General features: G+C 73.0%; 13 protein-coding genes. 8 read left to right on the top strand and 5 right to left on the bottom strand.

From position 1 onward, the window contains the following. The first annotated feature begins 21 nt into the window (after nt 1-21). Nucleotides 22-2,748 carry a DNA polymerase I gene (gene polA / locus ABD268_RS18625; RefSeq protein ID WP_344155849.1) on the top strand — a complete coding sequence of 909 codons (2,727 nt, stop codon included), beginning with the start codon at nt 22-24 and terminating at the stop codon, nt 2,746-2,748. Here polA and ABD268_RS18620 read toward each other — a convergent pair whose 3' ends face one another. After that, entirely contained in the window at nt 2,749-3,978 is a 1,230-nt protein-coding gene (locus ABD268_RS18620) for a lipopolysaccharide biosynthesis protein (RefSeq protein ID WP_344155846.1), read from the bottom strand. Here ABD268_RS18620 and ABD268_RS18615 point away from each other — a divergent pair. From ABD268_RS18615 to ABD268_RS18595, 5 genes are read left to right on the top strand one after another with little or no spacing between them, the layout of a single operon-like run. Next, entirely contained in the window at nt 3,905-4,927 is a 1,023-nt protein-coding gene (locus ABD268_RS18615) for a decaprenyl-phosphate phosphoribosyltransferase (RefSeq protein WP_425573755.1), read from the top strand. The genes ABD268_RS18620 and ABD268_RS18615 overlap by 74 nt on opposite strands. Continuing rightward, nucleotides 4,920-6,260, top strand: a complete 1,341-nt coding sequence (dprE1, locus tag ABD268_RS18610) for an FAD-binding protein (protein ID WP_344155840.1) — start codon at nt 4,920-4,922, stop codon at nt 6,258-6,260. The genes ABD268_RS18615 and dprE1 overlap by 8 nt, the downstream gene beginning before the upstream one ends. Nucleotides 6,261-6,279: 19 nt before the next feature. Beyond that, complete coding sequence (dprE2, locus tag ABD268_RS18605) at nt 6,280-7,035, top strand: decaprenylphospho-beta-D-erythro-pentofuranosid-2-ulose 2-reductase (protein WP_344155837.1); 756 nt, start codon at nt 6,280-6,282, stop codon at nt 7,033-7,035. A gap of 13 nt (nt 7,036-7,048) precedes the next feature. Continuing rightward, the gene (locus ABD268_RS18600) at nt 7,049-8,734 is read left to right on the top strand and encodes an MmpA family trehalose lipid delivery protein (RefSeq protein ID WP_344155834.1); all 1,686 of its coding nucleotides are present in this window, start codon (nt 7,049-7,051) and stop codon (nt 8,732-8,734) included. 45 nt (nt 8,735-8,779) lie between these two features. Further along, complete coding sequence (locus ABD268_RS18595) at nt 8,780-8,935, top strand: hypothetical protein (protein ID WP_344155831.1); 156 nt, start codon at nt 8,780-8,782, stop codon at nt 8,933-8,935. A gap of 3 nt (nt 8,936-8,938) precedes the next feature. Here the strand turns inward: ABD268_RS18595 and ABD268_RS18590 are convergent, their stop codons facing one another. Then, complete coding sequence (locus tag ABD268_RS18590; RefSeq protein ID WP_344155828.1) at nt 8,939-10,102, bottom strand: glycosyltransferase family 4 protein; 1,164 nt, start codon at nt 10,100-10,102, stop codon at nt 8,939-8,941. A 39-nt stretch (nt 10,103-10,141) separates the two neighbouring features. On the opposite strand from ABD268_RS18590, the gene ABD268_RS18585 reads away from it, so the two are divergent. Further along, entirely contained in the window at nt 10,142-10,894 is a 753-nt protein-coding gene (locus ABD268_RS18585) for a class I SAM-dependent methyltransferase (RefSeq protein ID WP_344155825.1), read from the top strand. Beyond that, nucleotides 10,891-15,099 (top strand): alpha-(1->3)-arabinofuranosyltransferase domain-containing protein, encoded by a 4,209-nt coding sequence (locus tag ABD268_RS18580; protein WP_344155822.1) that lies wholly within the window; start codon nt 10,891-10,893, stop codon nt 15,097-15,099. The genes ABD268_RS18585 and ABD268_RS18580 overlap by 4 nt, the downstream gene beginning before the upstream one ends. Here the strand turns inward: ABD268_RS18580 and ABD268_RS18575 are convergent. Genes ABD268_RS18575 through ABD268_RS18565 form a run of 3 tightly spaced genes read right to left on the bottom strand, consistent with a single transcriptional unit; the run spans nt 15,003 to nt 19,812 of the window. Continuing rightward, a complete protein-coding gene (locus ABD268_RS18575) occupies nt 15,003-16,184 on the bottom strand; it encodes an acyltransferase family protein (protein WP_344155820.1) in 1,182 nt (393 codons plus the stop codon). The genes ABD268_RS18580 and ABD268_RS18575 overlap by 97 nt on opposite strands. Beyond that, nucleotides 16,181-18,049 carry a hypothetical protein gene (locus ABD268_RS18570; RefSeq protein WP_344155817.1) on the bottom strand — a complete coding sequence of 623 codons (1,869 nt, stop codon included), beginning with the start codon at nt 18,047-18,049 and terminating at the stop codon, nt 16,181-16,183. Before ABD268_RS18570 ends, ABD268_RS18575 begins: the two co-directional genes overlap by 4 nt. Further along, nucleotides 18,046-19,812, bottom strand: a complete 1,767-nt coding sequence (locus ABD268_RS18565) for a hypothetical protein (RefSeq protein ID WP_344155815.1) — start codon at nt 19,810-19,812, stop codon at nt 18,046-18,048. Before ABD268_RS18565 ends, ABD268_RS18570 begins: the two co-directional genes overlap by 4 nt. Nucleotides 19,813-19,859 lie beyond the last annotated feature (47 nt).

The raw sequence follows: 19,859 nt of genomic DNA, 5'->3' as shown, positions 1-19,859 counted from the left end.
GGCGCCGGATAGAGTCGCGCCGTGCCTGAGCTCGCCGCCACCCCGACCAACCCCGACCGCCCGCGCCTGCTGCTGCTCGACGGCCACTCGCTGGCCTACCGGGCGTTCTTCGCGCTCCCGGTGGAGAACTTCTCCACGACGACGGGTCAGCACACCAACGCCGTCTACGGCTTCACCTCGATGCTCATCAACGTGCTCCGCGACGAGCAGCCGACGCACCTCGCGGTCGCCTTCGACGTCTCCCGGCAGGGCTTCCGGATGGACGAGTACCCGGAGTACAAGGCCAAGCGCAACAAGACCCCCGACGAGTTCAAGAGCCAGCTGCCGCTCATCGAGGAGGTCCTCGACGCGCTCCGGGTCCCCTTCCTGAAGAAGGAGGGGTACGAAGCCGACGACATCATCGCCACGCTCGTCACCCAGGCCCTCGCGGACGACCTCGACGTGCTGATCCTCACCGGCGACCGGGACAGCCTGCAGCTGGTGACCGACCACTCGACGGTGCTCTACCCGATGCGCGGCGTCTCCGACCTGGCCCGGATGACCCCCGACGCCGTCGAGACCAAGTACGGCGTACCGCCGCACCGCTACCCCGAGCTCGCGGCGCTGGTGGGGGAGGACTCCGACAACCTGCCCGGCGTCCCCGGCGTCGGTCCCAAGACCGCCGCGAAGTGGATCACCCAGTACGACGGCCTCGACAACGTCATCACGCACGCCGACGAGATCAAGGGCAAGGCGGGCGACAACCTGCGCGCACACCTCGGTGAGGTGATCCGCAACCGCCGGCTCAACGCCCTCGTGCGCGACCTCGAGCTCGAGCTGCACCCCGTCGACCTCGCGGTGCGCCCCTGGGATCGGCAGGAGGTGCACACGCTCTTCGACAGCCTGGAGTTCCGGGTGCTGCGCGACCGGCTCTTCGAGACCCTCCAGTCGGAGGAGGTCATCGACGACTCCGGCTTCGAGATGGCGGGCGCCCGGCTGGGTGCCGGTGAGGTCGCCGGCTGGCTGGCGTCCCACGCCCGTGACGCGAGCGCGCGGACCGGGGTGGCCATCCAGGGGGCGTGGCGCGCCGGCACCGGCGAGGTCTGGTCGGTCGCGCTGGCCGCGCCGGACGGCACCGCCGCGTGGTTCGATGCGGCCGAGGTCACGCCCGAGGACGACGCCGCGGTCGCGGCCTGGTTCGCGGACGCCGGCGCCCCCAAGGTGCTCCACGACGCCAAGGGGCCGATGCTGGCGCTGTCGGCGCGGGGCTGGTCGCTCGACGGCCTGGTGAGCGACACCGCGCTGGCGGCGTACCTCGTGCGCCCCGACCAGCGCTCCTACGACCTCGCCGACCTGACGCTGCGCTACCTCAAGCGCGAGCTGAAGCAGGAGGTGGCCGACAGCGGCCAGCTCACCCTCGACAGCCTCGAGGGCGCCGACACCGGCGCGGCGGAGACCGCGATGCTGCACGCCCGCGCGGTCCTCGACCTCGCGGACGCGCTGGACGAGGCGATCGAGCAGCACGGCGGGGCGCAGCTGCTCGCCGAGATCGAGCTCCCGCTGGTCCACCTGCTCGCGCAGCTGGAGCGCACCGGTATCGCGGTCGACGTCGACCGGCTCGAGAGCCTGGAGAGCCACTTCGCGGGCGAGGTGAAGAAGGCCGCCGACGAGGCGTTCGACGTGATCGGCAAGGAGATCAACCTCGGCTCGCCCAAGCAGCTCCAGGTCGTGCTCTTCGACGAGCTGGACATGCCGAAGACCAAGCGCACCAAGACCGGCTACACCACCGACGCGGACGCGCTGCAGCAGCTCTACGTCAAGACCGAGCACCCGTTCCTGCTCGCGCTGCTGCGGCACCGCGACGTCAGCCGGCTCCGGCAGACCATCGAGGGCCTGCTCAAGACCGTGGCCGGCGACGGCCGTATCCACACGACGTTCAACCAGCTGATCGCCGCGACCGGACGGCTCTCCAGCACCGACCCCAACCTGCAGAACATCCCGATCCGCACCGAGGAGGGTCGGCGGATCCGCGAGGCGTTCGTCGTGGGGCAGAGCCTCGACGGCGAGGCCTACGAGTGCCTGCTGACCGCCGACTACAGCCAGATCGAGATGCGGATCATGGCGCACCTCTCCGAGGACGCGCTGCTCATCGAGGCCTTCCGGTCCGGGCAGGACTTCCACTCGATCACCGCAGCGAGGGTCTTCGACGTGCCGGCCGAGGAGGTGACGGTCGAGATGCGCGCCAAGATCAAGGCGATGAACTACGGCCTCGCCTACGGCCTGTCGGCCTTCGGGCTGAGCCAGCAGCTGCGGATCGAGCCCGGCGAGGCGCGCGGGCTGATGGACGAGTACTTCCAGACCTTCGGCGGGGTGCGCGACTACCTCGCCGGGGTCGTGGACGAGGCGCGGCGCTCCGGCTTCACCGAGACGATCTGGGGCCGGCGCCGCTACCTGCCCGACCTCACCAGCGACAACCGCCAGCGTCGCGAGATGGCCGAGCGGATGGCGCTGAACGCGCCCATCCAGGGGTCGGCCGCCGACCTGATCAAGGTGGCGATGCTCAATGTCGACCGGGCGATCGCCGAGGCCGGCCTGCGTTCGCGGATGCTCCTCCAGGTCCACGACGAGCTCGTGTTCGAGGTGGCGCCGGGGGAGCGCGAGACCCTCGACGCCCTGGTGCGCGCCCAGATGGGCGGCGCCGCTGACCTCGCCGTGCCGCTGGACGTGTCCGTCGGCACCGGCCGGAGCTGGCACGAGGCCGCCCACTGATCAGGCCTCGGTGATCACCCGGGTCCGCTGCAGGCTCAGCACCAGCAGCACGGCGAACAGTGCGGAGTCGACCGCGATCACGACGGCGAGGAGCTGCTCGAACTCCGAGGTGAGCAGTCCGAGGCCGACCACCACCACCAGGGCCAGCCACACCAGCAGCACCGAGCGGTGGGCCTGGCGGGCCAGCACGGAGTAGACGAGCAGCTGGAGCATCGAGAGCACGGTGCCCAGCACCGCGAAGGCGGCGAGGTTGTCGGAGATCTCGGTGTAGTCCTGCCCACCGACGAACACGAGGGCCAGCTGCGGGAGCACCGCCGCCCCCAGCGTCACCGCGGCGCCGATCCCGAGCACGGAGACCAGGCTCAGGGTCAGGGCGCGGCGCCGCTCGGCGATGGTGGACATCGACGGGAACGCCACGACCACGACGAACTGGGGCAGGAACAGGACCGCCTTGGTCAGGATCAGGCCGCCGGCGTACAGGCCCGCATCGTGCGAGGGCAGCACGTTGCGCGCCACGATGACGTCGACGTTCGAGAGCGCGAAGAACGCGAACAGGGCCTGGGAGTTGCGCGCCGTCTCGAAGATCACCCGGCGGAAGCCGTGCGTCTCGCTGCCGAGGCCGGGGTCGCGCGCGCGACGCAGGAACCACCAGCCGGCCACGACCGGCGCCACCGCGCCGAGGGCGGTGCCGAGCAGGGCGCTGGTCTCGCTGGGCTGCCACCAGATCAGGGCGGTGCCGATCACCAGCCGGGGCACGCCGCTGAGGACGTAGAGGACCGAGAGTGCCGCCCAGCGTCGTTCACCCTGGAGGATGCCGGCCTGCCCGCCCATGATCGTGAACGGCACCGACGCGACGGCCACCAGGGCCGCGGTCGGCAGGCTGTCCAGGCGGAGCAGCCGGTTGACGAGCGGGGCCAGGACCAGCAGCAGCACCGCGAGGGCGAGCGCCGCCCGGTAGGTCACCCCCAGGATCGTGCGCTCGATCTGGGCCACGTGCTCCGGCTCGGCGGAGATCCTGCGGGCCGCGGTGGCCTGCAGCCCCAGCTGGAGCACCGTGATGACGAGCAGCGTGGCCATCAGCGCCGCCAGCGCGCCGTACGACTGGGGGCCGAGCAGGCGCGCCGCGATCATCGTGAAGCCGTAGGTCGCGACGTTCATGATGCCCATCGCGACGGCGATCGATCCGCCTCCGCTCAGCAGCGAGCCGAGACGGCCGGATCGGGAGAGCACGGGACGGAGCGTAGTGGGCCACCGTGCACGCCACGCGCCCGGAGCGCCGCCCCGGAGTGTCTCGGCGCCTAGACTCCGCCGCGTGAGTCTCTTTGGCGCCGTGCTCCGGTCGATGCGGCCGAAGCAGTGGACCAAGAACCTCCTGGTGGTCGCGGCCCCCCTCGCCGCGGGCCAGATCGCCGAGCCCGGCGTGCTGGGCCCGACGCTGGTCGCCTTCGTGGCGTTCTGCCTGGTGTCCTCGGCGATCTACCTGGTCAACGACTGCGCGGACGTGCAGGCCGACCGGCTGCACCCGCGCAAGAGGCTGCGGCCGATCGCGGCGGGCGAGCTCGCGGTGCCGGTGGCGCTGGTCGTCGCCGCGCTCCTGATGGCGGCCGGTCTCGTGGCCGGCTTCCTCACCTCCTGGGAGCTGGGCGTGCTGCTGGTGTCCTACCTCGCGGCCCAGGTGCTCTACTCCTGCTGGCTCAAGCACGAGCCGGTGCTCGACATCACCCTGGTCACGAGCGGCTTCCTGATGCGCGCGGTCGCCGGCGGTCTGGCGGCGGGCCTGCCGATCTCCGACTGGTTCCTGCTGGTGGCCGGGTTCGGCTCGCTCTTCATCGTGGCCGGCAAGCGCTACTCCGAGCTGCACACCCTGGGCAGCGAGGCGGGGACCCGGCGCTCCCTGGTGCGCTACACCGACACCTACCTGCGCTTCGTGTGGAGCATCGCGGCGGCCGCCACCATCACGGCGTACTGCCTGTGGGCCTTCGAGAACAACGGGGACTCCGAGGTCCCCTGGCACACGTTGTCGATCGTCCCCTTCGTCGTCGGGCTGCTGCGGTACGCCGTGGACATCGACGCGGGGGAGGCCGCCGAGCCGGAGGACATCGTGTGGGGGGACCGGCTGCTCCAGGCGATCGGCCTGGTCTGGCTGGTGCTGCTCTCGCTGGGAGTGGTCGATGTCTGAGCCGCACGAGCTCACCGGCTGGGGCCGGACCGCCCCGACGGTGGCTGCCACGATCCGCTCGGACGCGGCCGGCGTCCCGGAGGCGGTACGACGTGCCGGTGCCCGCGGACTGATCGCGCGGGGGCTGGGCCGCTCCTACGGTGACCCGGCCCAGAACGCCGGCGGGGACGTGCTGCTCCCGGTGCCGGGACCCCTCGAGGTGGACGCCACCGCGGGCGTGGTCCGGGTCGCCGCGGGCACCAGCCTGCACGACCTGATGGTCGAGCTGCTGCCCCGCGGACTGTTCCTCCCGGTCACCCCCGGCACGCGCTACGTCACCGTGGGTGGTGCCATCGCCTGCGACGTGCACGGGAAGAGCCACCACGTGGCCGGCAGCTTCGGCGAGCACGTCGTGTCGCTCGACCTCGTCACCGCGGACGGAGCGACCCGGACCCTCGGGCCCGACCGCGACCCGGAGCTGTTCTGGGCCACCGTGGGCGGGATGGGACTCACCGGCGTGATCACCCGCGCCGAGCTGCGCACGATCCCGGTGGAGACCTCGTCCATGTCCGTGACGACGACCCGGCTCCCGGACCTCGACGCCGCGATGGCCGCGATGCGCTCCACCGACGCGGGCTTCACCTACTCGGTCGCCTGGATCGACACCCTGGCCCGCGGTCGGAGCATGGGACGCTCGGTGCTCTCCCAGGGCGAGCACGCCACCCGGGGCGAGTTGGCCGGCCGGGCCGCACGGCACCCGCTGTCGCCACCCGGACGCCCCCGGCTGGCGGCCCCGCGCCGCCTGCCCGGGGGGCTGGTCCGCCCCGCCACGGTGCGCGCCTTCAACGAGGCCTGGTTCCACAAGGCACCCCGGCACCGCAGCGGCGAGATCCAGTCGATCGCGTCGTTCTTCCACCCGCTCGACGGGGTCGGGGCCTGGAACCGGCTCTACGGTCCCCGCGGCTTCGTGCAGTACCAGTGCGTGGTCCCCGACGACGCCGAGGAGACCATGACGCGGATCGTCGAACGGATCTCCGGCCAGGGCCACGCGTCGTTCCTCTCCGTGCTCAAGCGCTTCGGCCCGGGCGACCCCGGCCTGCTCTCGTTTCCGATGGCCGGGTGGACCCTGGCCCTGGACCTGCCTGCCCACCCGGGCCTGGCCACGCTGCTCGAGGAGCTCGACGAGCTGGTCGTGGGCGTGGGCGGCCGCGTCTACCTGGCGAAGGACGCCCGCGTGGGACCGGCGCGCCTGCGCGAGATGTACCCCCGCGTCGACGACTTCCTGGCCGTACGCCGCCGGGTCGACCCCGCGCGGGTGTTCCGGTCCGACCTGTCGCGGCGGCTGGAGCTGTGACCCACGTGAGGGAGAGACGATGATCAACGCGCTCGGCCAGCCCCAGACGGTGCTGCTCCTCGGCGGCACCAGCGACATCGCGCAGGCGGTCGTCGCCGCGTGGGCCCGGACCTGCCGCCCCCACGTGGTCCTCGCGGCCCGCCCCGGGCCGCGCCGGGACCGGGCCGCCGCCCGGGTCGAGGAGCTCGGGCTCTCCGCGCAGGTGGTCGACTTCGACGCCGAGCGGACCGACGAGCACCCCGACCTGATCGCCTCGCTCGCGCAGGAGCGGGACATCGACGTCGCCCTGGTGGCGTTCGGCCTGCTGGGCGACGAGGAGCGGGCCTGGCAGGACCACGACGCCGCCGTCGAGCTGGCCCGCGTGAACTACGTCGGTGCCGTCAGCGTGGGGGTCTGCCTGGCGGACGTGATGCGGCGGCAGGGTCACGGCGTGATCGTCGCGCTCTCCTCGGTCGCCGGGGAGCGGGTGCGCCGGTCGAACTTCGTCTACGGCTCCACCAAGGCGGGGATGGACGGGTTCTACCTCGGGCTGGGCGAGGCGCTGCGCGGCAGCGGCGCGCGCGTGCTGGTGGTGCGTCCCGGGTTCGTCCACACCAAGATGACGCAGGGTCGTGGTCCGGCCCCCCTGTCGGTGACCGCCGAGCAGGTCGCGGACGCGGTGGTGAAGGGCGTCGCCCGGCGCGACGACCTGGTGTGGGTGCCGACGGCGCTGCGCGGTGTCATGTCCGGCCTGCGGCACGTACCGCGCCCGCTGTTCCGGCGACTTCCCCTCTGACCGGCGAAGCCTCGTGACCAGGTACCTCCCCGGCGCGTGGGCCGTCCTCCTGCCCGTGCTGCTGCTGGGCCCGGCGTTGGGGGTCGGCTACGTGCTGACCTACGACATGGTCTGGGTCCCCGACCTCGCCCTGCGGTCGGACTTCCTGGGGCTGGGCACCGGGCTGCCGAGGGCGGTGCCCTCCGACGCGGTCGTCTCCGTGCTCGACACGGTCCTGAGCGGCATGCTGCTCCAGAAGCTGGTGCTGCTCGGCGGCCTGGTGCTGGCCGGGTTCGGCATCCTCCGGCTGGTCGACGGCACCGTGGCGGCGCGGTGCGCGGCCGTCAGCGTGTTCCTCTGGAACCCGTTCGTGGTCGAACGGCTCTGGATCGGCCACTGGCCGGTCCTGCTCGGGTACGCCGTGCTGCCCTGGCTGGTGCTCGAGGGAGCCCGGCTACGCGAGGGCGGGCGGGTCGGCCCGAGGCTGCTCCTGCTGCTGCCGCTGGGTTGCCTGAGCGCGAGCACCGGCCTGATGTCCTCGCTCGCGCTGCTGGTGCCGGGGTTGTCCCGCCGGGACCGGCGCCGGGGCGCCCTGATGGTGCTGCTCTGCCTCGCGGCCAACGCGCCGTGGCTGGTCACGGGACTGCTGCACGTGTCCGACGCGACCTCGAGCGGGGCGGGGTCGGTCTTCGGGCTCGGCGACGAGGGGTCGCTGCCCGGGCCGGTGATGGCGCTGACCCTGGGTGGGATCTGGAACGCCGAGGTGGTCCCGGGCTCCCGTGGGATCCTGCCGACCGTCGTGCTGGCCACCGCGGCGGTGCTGGCCGCGGCGGCGTACGGCTTCCGTCCGCTCCGACGGCGGCTGGGGGCGCGCACCTGCGGGTCCCTGGTGGCGCTGTGGGTGGTCGGGTACGCCGTGGCGCTGTCCACGTGGGCAGCTCCGGGCGCGGCCGGCTGGGTCGCCAGCCACGTGCCGGGCGGTGGCCTGCTGCGGGACGGCAGCCGGGCCCTGGCACTCTGCGCACCGCTGACGGCTGCCCTGGTGGCGGCCGCGGTCGAGCGGCTCGCGGCGCACTGGCACGAGCGCGGTCCCCGCGTCCTGGTCGCCGTGACCGCCGCGCTGCTGCCCCTGGCGCTGCTGCCCGACGTCGCCTGGGGGCTCGGCCGCAACCTCCACGCCGTGTCCTACCCCGACGACTACTCCCGCGCCCGGGAGTCCGTCGTGCGCAGCGACGCGGACGGCGACCTCCTGGTGCTGCCGTTCACCGCCTACCGGGCCCCGGCGTGGAACGACGGCCGCAAGGTGCTCGACCCCACCGGGCGCTTCCTCACCCCCGACTACCTCGCCAGCGACCAGCTGAGCGTCTCGGGCCGGGTGCTGGCGGGGGAGGACCCGCGGGTTCCCGCCGTGCTCGCCGCCCTGCGGCTTCCCGACCCGGCGGCCCGGGCGGAGCGGCTCGGTGAGCTGGGCATCGGCCTGGTCGTGCGCGAGCACGGGGTGACGACGACCCCGGAGTACGACGCGCCGGTGGCCGGCACCACGATCCACGACGGGCCCGAGCTGGACGTCGTGCGACTCGACGTACCGGTGCACCGTCGTGCGGTTCCGGTGACCTGGTGGGTGGCGGCGGGGATCGGCTGGCTGGCCTTCCTGGCCCTGCCGCTGGCGGCGCTCCTTACCGCGGGTTGGCGAAGAAGGCCTGTTGATGCCGGCCGATGACCTCCGAGGTGATAATTTTTCGCCAGGAGAGGGAGGATCGAAGAAGTGAACCCAATTTTGATGTCCGTCGTCGGCATGGTCGTCGGCGGCACCCTGGCGGGCGTCACGCTGATCGGCGTGATCGAGTCGCAGACCGATGGCCCCGGCCAGTCGCCGGCCAACGTGAGCGAGCCCGTCATCGACTACGGCACCGCCCCGTAGTCCTCACTCCTCGACGGCGTCCTGACTGTCGACCTTCTCACCTCTCAGGGCCGACGCGACGACGTGTGCGAAGGCCGACTGGGAGTGCCCCCAGCTGAACCGGACGCTGTGCCGGCGCGCCCCGTCCGCGAGCTCCCGCCTGCGCTCGGCGTCGGCCAGCAGGTCGCGGATCGCGGCGGTGAACTCCTCCGCGGTCTCCACGAGCACGCCTGACACGCCGTGCACGATCGACTCGCGGGTGCCCCCGGCGCCGGAGTAGGCCACCGTGGGGGTCCCGTGGGCGGCCGCCTCGCCCACCACCAGGCCCCAGCCCTCCTTGACCGAGGGCAGCGCCATCACCCACGACTCCTCGTAGATCTCCTGCTTGCGGACCTCCGTCACGTGCCCCTCGAAGACCACCGCGTCGCACCCGCCGCGCTCCTGCACGTAGCGCCGCAGCTCGGCGTCCCACCAGCCACTGCCCACGATCCGCAGGCGCAGGTCCGGGAACTCGGGGCGCAGGGCCAGCACCGCGTCCACCGCGTGCTCGACCTGCTTGTGCGGGACGAGGCGGCCGACGACGCAGATCGAGGGGTTCGCGGTCTTGCGGGCGTCCACGGTGACGACCGGGTCGGTGCCGTTGTGCACCACCGCCACCCGGGGGCCGTGCACCCCGAGCCCCCGCAGCTCGTCCCGGGTCGCCCGGGAGACCACGACGTACTGCTTGCGCCGGTACAGGTACGGCGCGAACCTGCTCTCGATCCACCAGCCGACCCGGCCGGTGGCCCCCGGGTAGACGACGGGCCACTGCTCGCGGTGGACGTGGTGCACCAGGACGATCACCGGCCGGCGGGTGACGAGGGCCGAGAAGAACGGCAGCCCGTTCTGCACGTCGACCACGGCGTCCACGCGCCCGAAGCGCCGCAGGGCGAGCAGCCGCATGCCCTGGAGGTAGACCGTGAGCTTCGAGCCGCGGCGTACGTAGCGCACGCCGTCGACGACCTCGTCGGGGGCGGCGCCGGCGTACGCCGCGCTGAAGACCGTGACACCCACACCCCGGGCGGCGAGCCCGGCGGCCATCTTCTCGAGGTACCGCTCGGCGCCGCCGCCCTCCGGGTTGCCCGTGTCGCGCCAGCTGAGGAAGACCACGTGCCTGCCGGCGAGCAGGTCGGCGTCGGAGGTCGGCATCCGGCGAGGCTATCGCGGGCCCGGGATAGGGTCTGCGCCATGCAGACCGGGTCCACCTCGTCCACGGCAGCCTGGACGCCTGACCTGCGCCGATCCGTGCGGCTGCTGGGGGAGTTCCGCCACGAGCAGACCGACCCGAACCGCTTCTACTCGGCCATCGCCGAGGACTCGGTGGGGCAGCTGTCGACCTACCTCGACCTGTCCGGCAGGACCGTCCTCGACGTCGGCGGCGGGCCCGGCTACTTCCGCGCCGCCTTCCGCGCCGCCGGGGCGGACTACTGGGCGCTGGACGCCGACGTGGGCGAGCTGTCGGGCGCCGGCCGGATCGAGCCCGGCACCGTCATCGGCGACGGCATGAACCTCCCGTTCCGCGACGGCAGCGTGGACCTCTGCTACTCCTCCAACGTGCTCGAGCACGTGCCCGACCCGTGGCGGATGGCCGACGAGATGCTGCGGGTCACCCGGCCCGGCGGGATCGCGTTCATCTCCTACACCGTCTGGTACGGCCCCTGGGGTGGCCACGAGACCGCGCCCTGGCACTACCTCGGGGGGCAGCGGGCCCGGCGGCGGTACGCCGCGCGGCACGGGCACGAGCCCAAGAACCGGTACGGCGAGTCGCTGTTCCCGGTGACCGTGCGGGCCGGCCTGGACTGGGCGGAGCGGCAGACGGCCGGTGAGGTCGTCGACGTGCTGCCGCGCTACCACCCACGCTGGGCGCGCGGTGTCCTGCGCCTGCCGGGCCTGCGTGAGGTCGCGACGTGGAACCTCGTCCTCGTGGTGCGCAAGGCGTGAGCCAGGTCAGGGAGCGGCCGGCGCGGGCGCTGGCCACGTCGCGCCTGCGCATGTGGGGGTACGCCGCCATCCTCACGGCGTTCTGCTTCGCGCAGTCGGCGGGCAGGACGGTGGCCGACACGAAGTTCGACCTGGTCACGAACCCGGGCAGGTTCCTGACCGGTGGCCTGCACCTGTGGGACCCCACGGCCGCGTTCGGCCAGCTGCAGAACCAGGCCTACGGCTACGCGTGGCCGATGGGGCCCTTCTTCTGGCTGGGCGAGCTGGTGCACCTGCCACCGTGGGTGATCCAGCGGCTGTGGTGGAGCCTGCTGCTGGTCGTCGCCTTCGTCGGTATCGTCCGGCTGGCCCAGCGCCTGGACCTCGGCTCGCCCACGACCCAGGTGCTGGCCGGCTTCGCCTACGTGCTCACCCCCCGGATCACGACCCTGCTGGGCGGGGTCTCGGTCGAGGTGTGGCCGATGGCGCTGGCGCCCTGGGTGCTGCTGCCGCTGGTCACCGCCAGCGAGCGCGGGTCGGTCCGCCGGGCGGCCGCGCTCAGCGCGCTCGCCGTGGCGACCTGCGGGGGAGTGAACGCGGTCGCCGTGGCCGCGGTGCTCCCGCTCGGCCTGATCTGGATCCTCACCCGGGCCGCGGGCCCGCGGAAGTGGCCGCTGCTGGGCTGGTGGGTGCTGTTCACCGGGCTGGCGACCGCCTGGTGGCTCGGGCCGCTGCTGGTGCTGGGGCGCTACAGCCCGCCGTTCCTCGACTACATCGAGAACGCCACCATCACCACGATCCCCACCGGGCTGGCCCGCAGCCTGCTCGGCACGTCGGACTGGGTCGCCTACTTCGCGGGCATCGACTACCCCGCCGGGCAGCACCTGGTCACCACGCCGTTCCTGCTGCTCGACGCCGCCGGCATCGTCGCGCTGGGGCTGGTCGGCATCGTGCTGCGCGGCAACCCGCACCAGCGCTTCCTGACCCTGGGCCTGCTGGCCGGCGTCACCCTGGTCGGGTTCGGCTACTCCGGAGACCTGGCCGGCTGGTGGGCCGAGGACCGCACCGGCCTCCTCGACGGCGCCCTCGCACCGTTCCGCAACCTGCACAAGTTCGACGTCGTGCTGCGCATCCCGCTGGTCCTCGGGATGGCGCACGCCCTCCGGGTGATCCCCCGGATGCTGCGTGGCACGGGTGCCCGTCCGGCACTGCGCACGGTCCAGGTCGCGACCGTCCTCGCGCTGGTCGCGCTGGCGCTGCCGTGGGCGCAGGACGAGATCGCGCCGCGCGCCGGTGTCACGGCCGTGCCCGGCTACTGGTCCGCCGCGGCGGCCTACCTCGCCGAGGAGGACGACGACGGGTCGGTCGCGCTCGAGCTCCCGGCCTCGGCCTTCGGCGTCTACGACTGGGGCAACGTCCACGACGACGTGATGCAGGGCCTGGCCGACAGCCCGTGGGCGGTTCGCAACGTGATCCCGCTGGCACCCCCGGGCAACGTCGTCTTCCTCGACGCGGTCACCCGGGTCGTCGAGTCGGGGCACCCGAGCGACACCCTGGCGTCGTACCTCGCAGCCAACGGCGTCAGCCGCCTGGTCGTCCGCAACGACCTCGCCCGGTTCCAGACCGGGACCCCCGACCCGGCCTACCTGCGCAGCGTGCTCATCCGGTCGCGGGGGATCTCGCTGGCGCGGTCGTTCGGCCCCCGGGTCGGCTCCCGCCCGTTCAGCTACAGCTCCGAGGACGGCACCGGCACCCGGCTGGTCAGCGGCACCGGCATCGCCGGCCGCACCGGCTCGATCGACGTGTACGACGTCGCGCCGCCCGCCTCCGCGCGGCTCACCTCCGCACCGGAGGTGCTCGTCGGGGACCCGGCGGCCGGGCTGCGGCCCGGGCTGAGCGGCCCGGAGCAGCGCGTGCTGGCCGAGGACGCGCAGGGCGACGAGCCCGGCCAGGTGCTCACCGACGGGGCCCGTCGTCGGGAGACCAACTTCGCCGCGGTGCGCTGGAACCGCTCGAGCACCATGACGGCGACCGACCCGTGGCGGCTGCACGGACCCGAGCACGACCACCGCTATCTCTCCGACCCCGAACGCTGGCAGACCACCGCCATCTGGACCGGTGCCGTGAGCGGGGTCCAGGCCAGCAGCTCCGAGGCGTTCGCGGACGCGTTGCCCCCGCTCCAGATCGGGGCGCACCCCGGGGCGGCTCTCGACCGGGACCCCGCGACCGCCTGGCGCTCGGCACGGCAGCTCGACCCGACCGGCCAGTGGTGGCAGATGTCCTTCACGCAGCCGCAGGACCTCGGGGAGGTCACGATCACGCTCTCGCGGGACTCGGCGCGGGTCCCGGAGCTGGCCCTGCGGTCCGGAGCGGACTCGCGGGTCGTCGACGCCCCCGAGCCCGGCGAGTCCCGGACCTACCAGCTCGGGTTCCCTGATGCCTCGGAGCTGCGCGTCACCGCGGCCGGTCGCGACCTGCGGCTCCCCGGGTCCTTCGGGCTCGCCGAGGTGCGGCTGCCCGGCCTGGTGACGCAGCGCTACCTCCAGCTGCCCCTGCCCGACGACCGGCAGCCGCTGGACGCCATCGCCCTGGCGCGGGACCCGGACCGGGCCGCCTGCGTGATGGTGCGGCACGCCCTGCCCTGTGACGTCGCGCTGGTCTCGCCCGGCGAGGACGGGGACACGCTCGCGCGCCGCCTCACCCCGGCGTACGCCGGTGGGTACGAGTTGTCGGGCACGGCCTCGCTGCGCCGCACCACCACCGCCGGTCGCGCGCTGCTGCGGTCCCGGGTGACGGCGACGTCGACGGGCCGCGTCGCCGACGTCGCGGAGGGGCCGATCGCCGCGGTGGACGGTGACCACGCCAGCACCTGGGTCGGCACCGGGTCGCGACCGAGGCTGGAGGTGCGGCTGCCGCGGCCCCAGACGCTCGACTCGCTGACGGTGCGGGTCAACCGCCGCGCCCCGGCGTCGATGCCAACCCGGCTCCAGGTCTCCGCCGGGGGACGGACCCGGGCGTTCGACCTCGACGAGGAGGGCAGGGCCGAGCTGCCCGGCTGGCGTACCGACCGGTTCACGGTGCGGGTCCTGGCGACCGACCCGGCGTTCTCCGTGGTGGGGCGGCAGTTCGTGGAGGCCCCGGCCGGGATCAGCGCCCTCCGGGTCGACGGCCGGTCCCTCAACCCCGACGCCCTCCGGTCCCGGTCGTTCGGCTGTGGTTCGGGACCCGTGGTCCGGGTCGGCGACCGGCTGGTCCGGACCAAGCTGCGCGCCTCGTCGAAGGCGCTGGTGCGTGGTGAGAGCGTGCCGTTCCGCGCGTGCGGCGACGGAGAGGTCGACCTGGACGGCTCCACCGTCGACGTGCTGGCCGCGCCGTCGCCGCTGTTCCGCGTCGACTCGCTGCTGCTGCGCCGCAGCGAGACCGGGGCCACCGGGCTCACGCGCACGGTGCCGGTGACGAGGAACGGGCGGGGTACGCCGACGTCGGTCACCGTGCCGTCCCGGTCGAGCGACACGTTGCTGACCCTGCCGCAGAACTTCAACGACGGCTGGACGGCGACCTGGCAGGGCGAGGAGCTGCCGGCGCAACGCGTCGACGGCTGGAAGCAGGGCTGGCGACTGCCCGCCGGCGCAGCCGGCCAGGTCACGCTCACGTTCGCACCGGCGGGCACCTTCACCTGGCTGCTGGTCGCCGGGGCGGTCCTGGCCGCGCTGTGCGTCCTCGCCGTCGCGTGGTCGTGGCGGCGGCAGCGCCGGGGGCACGAGCCCGACCGGGCGCCCGCCCTGCGCACCGGGCGACCCGGCCTGCTGGACGCCTCGGTGGCGGTCGTCGCCGGTGGCCTGCTGTGTGGCTGGTGGGGGCTGGCCGGGGTCCTGGTCGCGATCGGGCTCGGCGCCGGGCTGCGGCGCTTCCAGGGCTGGCCGGTGCTGGCAGGGCTGTCGGTCCTGGTGGGGACCCTCGCCCTGGCCTGGGGACCGATCACCGACCGTTCCTGGGCGGTGACCTGGAGCCAGGGCTGGAGCCTGGCGGCGGTCTGCTGCGCGGTGGCAGGGCTCGCGGCGCTGCGTCGCCTGCCGCGGCACCGGGCCGACCGCGAGCACGACGTCGAGGTGCCCCGGGCCCGGCCGGGTCACTCCACGGTGGCGCCGACCGGCCGGGCACCCGCGTCCATGCGCGCGAAGAACCGGACGTTCTTCGCCCGCATGATCGGGCGCTCGAACCAGTAGAAGGACAGCGTGGCCACCGGGACGGTCAGCAGCAGCGTCCCGAGTGCGACGGTGATGAAGTGCCCGGTGAAGATGTCGATGTCCAGGACCCGGAAGACCAGGTTCAGGAAGATCATGTGCAGGGCGAACACCCCGTAGGAGATGTCCCCCAGCCAGAGCGGGATCGGCCCGCTGAGCTGGGCACGGGCCCGACCCTCGCGCTCCGGGCCGAACACGAGCGGCAGCAGGTAGAAGGCGCCGGCGACCGTGTAGAGCACCACCTTCAGTGCGGCCTCCCAGCCCGTGGGCGTGAGCAGCAGCCGCGGTCCGGCGATCGGGGTGCAGGCGATGGCGAAGACGGCGGTGGCGAGGATCCAGCAGCCGGGGAGGTCCCGGGCCAGCCGCTCGATCGGGTGCTCCCGCGGTCGCGTCGCCAGGCTGGCCGAGAGAGCGGCGTAGCACACGCCGACGAGGAACCAGGGCAGGTAGCCCGGCAGCCACTGGGCGTAGTGGCCCTCGTGCCCGGGGACCTGGGCGACCACGGCCTGCCAGCCGATCCCGAGCACGCTCAGCACCGCGGCCCGGCGGTAGATCGCGGGCAGGTGCGGGCGGCCGTCGCGCATGGCGCCGCGCAGCAGCAGGTGGCACAGCACCGGCAGCAGGAGGTAGAACGCGACCTCCGTGCAGAGGCTCCACATCTGGGTCAGCGAGCTTGCCAGCAGGTCGTGCCGGTAGAGCTGGGTCAGGGTGAGGTGGCTGAGCCAGTCCTGCCAGGTGGCGTCGTCGTTCTCCGGGTCGATCAGCAGGGCCACCACGACCACGACCCAGTAGATCGGCAGGATCCGCAGCGCACGCTTCCAGTAGAAGTGCCGGGTCGAGGGCCAGTCCCGGCCCAGCTCGCGGGTGAGGAAGTACGGCCGGCTCAGCAGGAACCCCGACAGCACGAAGAAGAGCGTCACGCCGAAGTCGAGGCGGGAGAGCACGGCCCCGGTCCAGCCGTGGTTGATCTGCCCGGTGTTGAAGGCGGCGTGCGTGAGCACGACCATGATCGCGCCGGCGGCGCGGACCGCGTTGAGCGTCGGGAAGGACCGGTCCTGGAAGCTCACGGCGAGAACTCCGTCCTGGGAACTGGGCGGCCGACGGTCACGTCGTCGGTGCACAATGACACACCCTCCGCGAGACCCGAGAGGTGCACCCGGTCGAACCTGCCGCCTCCGCGCACGTAGAGCGCGTGCACCCCCGGCTCGACGGTGGTGTCGTACGACGCGTCGCCCGCCGTCACCGTGACCGGGCTGCCGCCGCTCGCGATGTAGCCGATCCGCACCCACCAGCCGCCGAACACCACCGGGCCGTCGAGCGGGATCGTGACCGGTCGCGACCGCACGCGGTAGCCGCAGCCCGGCTTCGGGCCGGGGCGCCCGCGCCGGGTGTCGGGAACGACCGCGGGTACGACGTTCCCGCGGTGGTCGACCATGTTCAGGTGGTCGGTCGCCGCGTCCGGGTAGGCGATCCGGTCGGGGTAGTGCTGCAACAGGTGGCTCAGCAGGTTGTCGGGGTAGGACCAGCCCAGCATCACGCTCGTCGGCACGATCGTGTCGACGACCGGCACGGGTTGTTCCTGCTCGTCGAGGGACGCGAACAGGGTCCGGAAGTAGGGGCGGGCCTGGGTCGTGGTGTCCCAGTGGTGGACGTACTGCAGCGACGACACGACGCCGAGAAGGCTGATCAGCGCGACGAGCGCGCTGACGCGCTGCGGGCGATCGAGCAAGGGGCTCGGCCTCGTGGTCTCGACGGGCTCGGTGGCCCCGAGGATCGGCATGGTCGCGCAGGCCAGGGCCACGGCCGTGACTGCGGCCAGCTCGCCCTGGTAGCGGTAGTCGAGGCTGATCAGCGCCCCGACGAAGGACGCCCGCCCGGCCGAGACGAGCGCGATGTCACAGGCCAGGAAGAAGCCCGGCAGCCACAGGGCCCGCAGCGCCCGGCGACGACTTCGGGCCAGTTCGCGCACCACCAGGACGAACGCCGTGACGGCGAGCAGCAGCCCCAGGGGTCCGGGCGCGGGCAGCGACCACTGGTCGACGTGGTCCCACTGGAGCGGACCACCGAGGACACCGGGCAGGTAGCCGTGCAGCACCACGTTCGACACCACCTGGGGCAGCGCGTCGTTCCCGGCCCGCCCCGGGCTGAACGTGAGGCCGACGGGGATGTAGACCGCCAGGTAGGCGAGCCCGACGCCGACGTAGAGGAGCACACCCGCCCGGCGCTCCCTGAGCAGCGTGCGCAGCCGGTGAGCGAGGGAGCCGGAGGCGAACCAGGCGATCCCGACGATCGCGAAGGCCCCGAGGACGAGCAGGGTCTTCTCGAAGAACGCCAGCCCGGCGACCACCCATGCTGCGGCGGCGACGGCCGAGCGGAAGCGGCCGGTCCGCAGGTAGGTGACGTGGCTGGCGAGGCCCCAGAACAGCGCCACCTGCATCGGGAGCTGGTTGACCCCGGCGGCCCACCAGATGGCCACCGGGACCGAGATCACCGAGAACAGGTAGATCGCCAGGGGCGGCAGGATCCCCGGCCGTGAGCCGAAGAGTCGCACCAGCAGGACCAGGAGGCCGATGTCGGCGAGGCCCTGCATGCCCAGCAGCATGGTGGCGTTGACCCGGAAGTCGAACGGTGCGATCACGTCGGCGAGCCAGGAGAGGTACATGCCCGCCGGCATCACGTGGCCGGCGTACTGCCGCAGGGCCGCACCCGGCCCCTCGTTCACCATCCGCGACACGAAGTTGAAGTCGTCGCCGAAGAACCACGTCCCGTAGGTGAGCCAGGCCCGGAAGGCGAGCTGCGCCACGATCATCGCGGCCGCGGCCCAGATCACCCGGTCGTGGCGCCAGGTGTCCCAGTGGGGGATCGACCGGTCGTGCGCCGGGGCGGTCCCGGCGGACGTCGTCCGGCCGGTCCGCACGTGCGTGCCGGTCATGACCCGGTGACCGCCGGTACGGGGACGCCGAGCGTCAGGTCGACCACGCAGAGATGGCTTCCGCGGGGGTACCTGCTCACGGTCACCTCCTTGAACTCACCGGACGCCTTCACGAACGCGTTGTGCAGGCCCTTGGGCAGGTCGAGGTCGTGTACATCCTCACCCGCCTCGACCCGCAACGACACCGGACGCGGGCTGGCATACCCGATCTGGATCCACCATCCGCCGCCGATGACCGGTCCGTCGAGGGGGATCGTGGTCCGTTTCCCCTCGAGCGGGTAGCCGCACCCGACGTTCGGCACCATCCTCCGCGTGGGCGGGATGACCACGGGGGAGAGCCGACCCCGGTCGTCGAACATGTACAGCCGGTCGATCGCCGACCGCGGGTAGGTCGTCTGGTCAGCGAACGGCCGGAGCACGTGGCTGTAGGTGTTCTCGGGGTAGCGGAAGGCCCACAGCAGCGTCTGCGGGATCCCGGTGTCGACGAGCGGGACCGGCTTGTGCTCGGCCTCGGCCAGGCTGTTCCGCACCTCGTCGATGTAGGCCTCGGTCGGGTTCCGCGACTGCCACAGGTCCACGTAGCGGGTGCTGGACGTGAGAGCCGCGACGGCGACGGCGAGGGTCGCCAGGAGGACCACGCTGCGCCGTTCGTAGGTGCGGGGGACGCCGATCCGCTCGGTGTTCGCCTCGCGCGCGCCGAGCAGCGGCAGGAAGGCGAGCCCGGCGCAGAGCACGAAGAGCGCGCCGGACTCGGTCTGGTACCGGTACTCGCGGGCGATGTCGGGGCCGACGATGTTGGCGCGGGCCGAGGCGAGCAGCGCGATGTTGGCCAGCAGCGTGAAGCCGAGCGGCGCCCAGGCCCGCTTGCTGATCGTGCGGGTGCGGTGGGCGTAGTAGACGACGGCAGCCACCACCGCCCACGACACGAGCTGGGTGAGCTGCGTGGGGTCTGCGAACGAGCCGACCGTGAGCGGCTGCCAGGTCAGCGGCCCGCCGATCAGCGCCGGCAGCAGGGCGACGGCGATCAGGTCCCAGGCGATCGGGGTCCACGGCTGGTTGCTGCCGTCGCCGGGGGAGAAGTTCAGGCCGTACTCGACATACAGGGAGAGGTACGCCGCGGCCACGGCCGTGTGCGCGACCACCCCGGGGCGGTACCGGGCCCACAGGACCTTCAGCCGCGTGGTCGTGTCGCCCTCGGTGAAGTAGCAGAGGGCGACCAGGGCGTACACCCCGAAGAGCAGCAGCGTCTTCTCGTAGAAGAGGAGCCCACCGACGGTCCAGCAGAGTGTGGCGACGAGGTGCCGAAGCCGGCCGGTGCGCAGGTAGGCCACATGGGAGGCCAGCCCGAAGACCAGGGCGATCTGGAGCGGCAGCTGGTTGATCCCGGCGGCCCACCACAGGCCGGCCGGCAGCGTGAACACGTAGACCAGGTAGCCCGCCAGCAGCACCAGCACCAGGCGCCGGCTGCCGAAGAGCGAGATCAGCAGGCGCAGCATGCCGACGCCCGCCACGGCCTGCATCGCCAGCAGCACGACCGCCCACGGGGTCCAGTCGAAGACGGCCCACCTCGTCATCGCCCAGGTGACGGCGAAACCGGCCGGCATCAGGTGGCCGCCGTACGACTCGGTGAGGTAGCCGACGCCGAAGGGCTGGTTCATCGCCCGGGACATGAAGGCCAGGTCGTCGAAGTAGAACCAGGAGCCCGCGAGCGCCCAGCCGCGGTAGGCGAGCTGCGCGGCCACCAGCGCGAGCCCCACCGCCATGATCCGACGCTCCGTGGTGGTCCCGCGGAGGTACCGTCGAAGTCGGG

This window comes from Nocardioides koreensis (assembly GCF_039531775.1).
Taxonomy (GTDB): domain Bacteria; phylum Actinomycetota; class Actinomycetes; order Propionibacteriales; family Nocardioidaceae; genus Nocardioides; species Nocardioides koreensis.
Note: the sequence above shows the minus strand (reverse complement) of the source record. Positions and strands in the feature narration are given on the sequence as shown.